This is a genomic window from Sphingobacterium olei (assembly GCF_005048855.1).
Taxonomy (GTDB): domain Bacteria; phylum Bacteroidota; class Bacteroidia; order Sphingobacteriales; family Sphingobacteriaceae; genus Sphingobacterium; species Sphingobacterium olei.
This window is the reverse complement of sequence record NZ_SUME01000020.1, coordinates 1-4,976: the sequence shown is the minus strand read 5'-3', so window position 1 is coordinate 4,976 and position 4,976 is coordinate 1. Positions and strand designations below refer to the sequence as shown.

5 protein-coding genes are annotated in these 4,976 nt (G+C 38.9%); all 5 read right to left on the bottom strand.

The window, feature by feature from the left end:
• Positions 1 to 905: 905 nt before the first annotated feature.
• Positions 906 to 1,247 (bottom strand): hypothetical protein, encoded by a 342-nt coding sequence (locus FAZ15_RS22340; RefSeq protein ID WP_136903584.1) that lies wholly within the window; start codon positions 1,245 to 1,247, stop codon positions 906 to 908.
• A 141-nt stretch (positions 1,248 to 1,388) separates the two neighbouring features.
• Positions 1,389 to 1,958, bottom strand: a complete 570-nt coding sequence (locus tag FAZ15_RS22335; protein ID WP_238387350.1) for a WGR domain-containing protein — start codon at positions 1,956 to 1,958, stop codon at positions 1,389 to 1,391.
• A 47-nt stretch (positions 1,959 to 2,005) separates the two neighbouring features.
• Positions 2,006 to 2,689: a DUF6966 domain-containing protein gene (locus tag FAZ15_RS22330; RefSeq protein ID WP_136903583.1), complete on the bottom strand. Its 684-nt coding sequence runs from the start codon at positions 2,687 to 2,689 to the stop codon at positions 2,006 to 2,008.
• 119 nt (positions 2,690 to 2,808) lie between these two features.
• Positions 2,809 to 3,546: an IS21-like element helper ATPase IstB gene (istB, locus tag FAZ15_RS22325; RefSeq protein WP_136903582.1), complete on the bottom strand. Its 738-nt coding sequence runs from the start codon at positions 3,544 to 3,546 to the stop codon at positions 2,809 to 2,811.
• A 20-nt stretch (positions 3,547 to 3,566) separates the two neighbouring features.
• On the bottom strand, positions 3,567 to 4,913 hold the full coding sequence (gene istA / locus FAZ15_RS22320; protein ID WP_262709326.1) for an IS21 family transposase: 1,347 nt from the start codon (positions 4,911 to 4,913) through the stop codon (positions 3,567 to 3,569).
• Positions 4,914 to 4,976 lie beyond the last annotated feature (63 nt).

Genomic DNA, 4,976 nt, shown 5'->3' with positions numbered 1-4,976 from the left:
AAGAAAAAAAAAATTGGAATCTTAAATGAATTGTATATTATTGTAATCGGAAAGTGGCCCAATGACTAGCGAAATAATTGGCCCGTTAACGCCGAAATCACTGGCCCAGAATCACCGAAATAGACAAGAAGCATCACTCTCGAAGAAATGCACCCTATTATTAACTTTAATAATTCAACATTATGAAAATTCGAATAACAAGTGTACCAGTAAAAGACCAAAATGAAGCACTTAAATTAAACAATAATCATCAATACTATCTCCACCTGCCCAATCAAGTCCTTGTACGAGTGTAAATTGTTTTTCTGCGCCGTCCTTTTCAAAAAAAGTTCCAAGACTATTATGAACGAAAACATCTTTTTGATAGGTTATTTCTTGATTGTTTGTTGCCCAATGAACTGGACGAAGTATTGTATTGCTTGCGCAATTCCAGTTCGGTAAAGCGTAAATACAAGAAGATTTTATAACTCACAAGATATTTGAGTGAATATCCCATAAACCCTCCATAAATAATTACTCTTGTAATTTTCTTTAAACTCATTAGAGAATCGTTTTCTTCTTTTTTATTACACTGTACAAATACGTTGCACACGCCCTCTAGAAATTTGTCTTATAAATTTTAATAATTGGCATAGGAATAAAAATTACAGACAACTAGTGGGGCTTAATTTCACTTTCCTTGTCTTTTTTAGTTGGCGGCTCAATTAATGGAATAAATTCAATTGTGTTCATTTTATTACGTTTGTTTTCAAATATAGTCTAAGGTTTCCGGCTTTGCGATGGTGGGGCAACCGAAGTACAAATCTGTTTTTTTGTGCAAAAGTTCAATCGAAGAGTTGCCATTGAACTTTGCAGTTTGGCCCTGCTTTTCCAATACCTTGTTAGCGGTTCGGTTTTTATTTCATCTAGTAGTCTGCAATATCAAGATTTTTAAATAATGTTTGAAATAAATTAAGTGCTTCAAGTTGTGGTTTCAAGTTAGGTGAACATTTTATTTTAATGTGAATCATATCACTTCCTTCTTCATCATCATATGCAAGATTTAGACTTATACTATTTAGCTTGCCATTCAACTTATGTGTAATCCACTGATTCTTTTCGTCATTTGTTCCTTGAAGCTCTAGCTTAAGAATTTTGATTTCTTCCTCCCCAATTTTATAGTCTATTAAATAAGAAAGCATTGTCAAAACGCCAACTAATTTGTCGCTCCCAAACCAAAATCCGTATTCAATTTGTTTATTAAACATTTTTAAAACTGTAATTAGATGCGTTTGACTTTAAACTGACTGCTAACTTTGTGGGGCTTTGCGTTCGGTAAATAAAAGCGGTAAACTTTCGGCTACCACGCCACCCTGTCTGACGCAAAACCCTTATTATGCGATCGGCATTTATTCATTGCCCATTTTAAATATTCTTGAATAGTCACCGAATTCGGTGTCCTTTAGTTTTTCTTCAATTACTTTTTTCGCAATTTCAAAGTCAACTACTATACAACCAACTTCCATTGTTCCGCTTCCAGTACTTCCTCCGTCTGTATGTCCAAGTCCTGTCCAACCTAAAATTTCGTCCATTTTTCCTTCAAGTCGGTGTCGTTTGTCAAGGTCTTGTTCAGTTCCGAAGCCGTCAATTTTATATTCTATTTCTAAAAATGCGTAATTGTCTTCGTCAAATTCTGCGTAACCTTCTTTTAGTTTCTCGTCAATTTCTTTTTGAACAGTTTTACGGAAATTTGAAAAAAGTCCGCTCTTAACTTCCTTGTTTTGTCCAGTTTGTCCAACAATTCCCCAATGAACTATTGCGGTTTTTTCGTCTTTTTCCCACGTCTCCCAATAGTAAAGTTGGTTGTCAATTAGTTTATAAAGTTTAAGCATACTATTTGAATTTTCAGTTGTCTGTTTATTGTCTGTAGAACAAGCAAAAAAGGTCAAGGTTAATATTGACAATATGTAAATTCTCATCTTCACGGTGTGGTCTTTTAAGCTGCCATTTCGCCAAGCCGATGTTGTTATAAGCTGGCATTTTTTTTAGTTTCCATTTTTAAATTGTCTTTCGATTCAATAAGTTTTGTGTCGTTGTCCATTGTCTGCCATTTGAAAACACAAATGTTTTTGCTTTCGCATTCTGGGCAATTCCATAGCCATTCATTTCCGTTTGTCAAGGTAATGTTTGCATTTTGGATTAGCTTTTCAATTGTACTCCTTTTCTCAACTATTTGGTCAAGTGCAACAATGGTGTTCAAGTCCAAGATTTCTATTAATTGGTCTTGTCGGATATAGTCTACGAACAGTTTTGGTAAAAATTCAGTGGAGAGATATAGTTCAATATTTGATTTGTCAATTCTCGAATGTCCACAACTTCTACAACGCCAACCGCTAATTTCAGTTGAGCCGCAGCGATAAAATTTGTCGTCAAGTGGTGGTGTCGATATTTTCCCTTTTGCTAAACTCCAAATAAGATTTTTAGTAGTATCAAATATTCTGTTTTTCCAAACACCAATTGTGTCTGAACCGCCAACTGACAGGTCGTTAATTGAACCCATTCCTCCATAAGCACCTAAATGATTGTCAACTCTTTTTTCAGTTGTCCATAAATGAATGTCCTTTTGAATCCAATTTGCCCAATGGTCGTTACCTGATTCTTTTAAAAGTCGGTATAAAATTTCTAATGATATTTTGTAGTGGTCTGTCACTTATGCTTGCTTATAAATACTTTTTTACCGCAACTTGGGTATTTCGGAGTAATGGTGCCATTGATTTCGGTCAAACCGTGCCACTTAAAAGATCATACAATTATATAAAAAAGTTATCGTTATTCCTGTTTCAATATTCCCTTTCTCATCGATTCACCTTTCAGGTCAATCCGGTGTGAGGAGTTTACGATCCGGTCCAGTATTGCGTCAGCAATAGTTCCTTCGCCGCCGATGATTTCATACCAGGCGGATACCGGTATCTGGGAAGATATTATGGTTGATCTTTTGCCATGTCGATCGTCTATGATATCCATCAATGTTTCCCGATCCTGGTTATCGAAAGCCTGCAGGCCGAAGTCATCAAGTATCAACAGTTCTGCCTTGGCCAGTTTTTCCAGCTCCTTGAGATATGTCCCGTCAACTTTACTCAATTTCAATCTCTTAATGATTCTGGCAGTTACTGTGTAGAGTGTTTTTATTCCCGTGAGACAGGCCTGATGCCCCAGTGCCTGCGATAGATAACTTTTTCCTGTGCCGGAGGCACCACAGATTATGATGTTTTCTTTCCGCTGCACAAAGCCCAGTGTACCAAGACGGACGAACATGTTTTTATCCAGATTTCTTTCACTGCCGTATTTTATATCGCCAAGACTGGCGTTCTGCCTAAAGCCCGCCTGTTTGAGCAACCTGTCGATCTTGTTGTTTTCACGGTCTTCCCATTGGTGATCGGTTAATAATGCAAGGTATTCGTCACATGTAATACCTTCGAACCTGTTTTCTTTAACGTACTGTTGGTGCAGCTGGGCCATGGCACCCAGACGCATGTTACGTAGTTTTTCAACTGTCTGATTGTTCATTTTCTGATTTTTGATTGTTATTATTCATAAGCGGAAGCTCCGCGTATATTACTATGGAATGGTATATGCGGCTGTATCTGCTGGGTGGGGTCATCCAATAGATGGACTCTGTCCATATTGTTCTTAAGAATATTCTTTATCCTCAGATAAGAGCATGCATCTGTATCGAGCGCTCTTTTGCACGCATTATTGAGGCGCTGCGAGCCATAGGCACGGTGCAACTGGATGATGCCCAGAGAGCGTTTGTAGCTTATTTCGGGATAGTCCTGTGATGCCAGTATCTTTTCAATACATGCCAGGACATATTCACCATGGGGCAGCGCCTTTTTCTTAAAGAACTCAGGGTTCCACTCCGAGTAGAACCTGTGGGTACTGCTCAGGTGATCCGTGTTCGTGATATAGTTCCCTTTGATCAGATTACGCTGGTGCAGCGCAATCCTTTCATGGCTGTAGAATACCTCAACACGGCTTTTGGTATAATGGATAGTGGTCTCTTTTCCGATATAACGGTACGGAACGCTATAATAGCTCTTGTCGGGAGAAAAGTATACATAGCCCATCTTTTGCACCTTCGCTCTTTTATAGTCCTTAAGCTCATAGGTATCAGCAGGTAGATCTTTGAGATACTGTCTCTCGGTACGCTGAAATAGTTCTATACGACTGGATTCTTTCCGTTTGAAGAGTAGATTGTTGTATCGCTCCAATAAAACGGTAATTTCTCTGTTGAGATCCTTCAGTGAGAAAAAGGTCATCTCGCGTAAAGGATAATAGATACGTTGATAAGCCAGGTGGACCGCATTCTCAACCAATGCCTTGTCCTGGGGAGAGTAGCCACGGGTGGGATTGATGACACAGTTGTAATGGCGCGCAAAGTCTTTAAAGCTACGGTTGATGTCGGGTTCATATCTGCTCGATCTATTGACGGCAGACTTTAGATTGTCCGATATTATAGCTTTGGGTACCCCTCCAAAGAAACGCAGGGCATTACTGCAGCAGGATATCATATCTGCGCGTTTTTGGCTTGTGCAGGCCTCGACATAGGTATACTGACTGCATGGAAGTATGGCGACAAATACTTCAACAGGAGTGATCTCTCCGGTATGCCTGTCGATGATATGCAGCTTTTTACCTGCAAAGTCGATGAACATTTCTTCGCCGGCTATGTGCTGAAGTTTCATCGAGCCCTTTTCTTTTGGGTATTTACGGCGGTAATGCTCCAGGAACTGGGTATAGCTGTAGGGTTCTGCCGCTAGCTCGACATATTGCTGATAGTGGTATAGAAAAGTGAAGCCGGGATGGTTCCTGTAAATAGCAATTAAGAATGCAGCATAATTGGCAACTTGGCGTGCAGCACTTTTGGCACTAATAAATACATAATCCAGTTCAAAAGTATGCTATAAAATTTACTTGTCCAAGAACGTTTTTCTATT

Excerpts from the sequence above, each read along its gene's own strand:
- istB (WP_136903582.1), bottom strand. The coding sequence starts at position 3,546 with ATGAACAATCAGACAGTTGAAAAACTACGTAACATGCGTCTGGGTGCC.
- FAZ15_RS22335 (WP_238387350.1), bottom strand. The coding sequence starts at position 1,958 with ATGAGAATTTACATATTGTCAATATTAACCTTGACCTTTTTTGCTTGT.
- FAZ15_RS22340 (WP_136903584.1), bottom strand. The coding sequence starts at position 1,247 with ATGTTTAATAAACAAATTGAATACGGATTTTGGTTTGGGAGCGACAAA.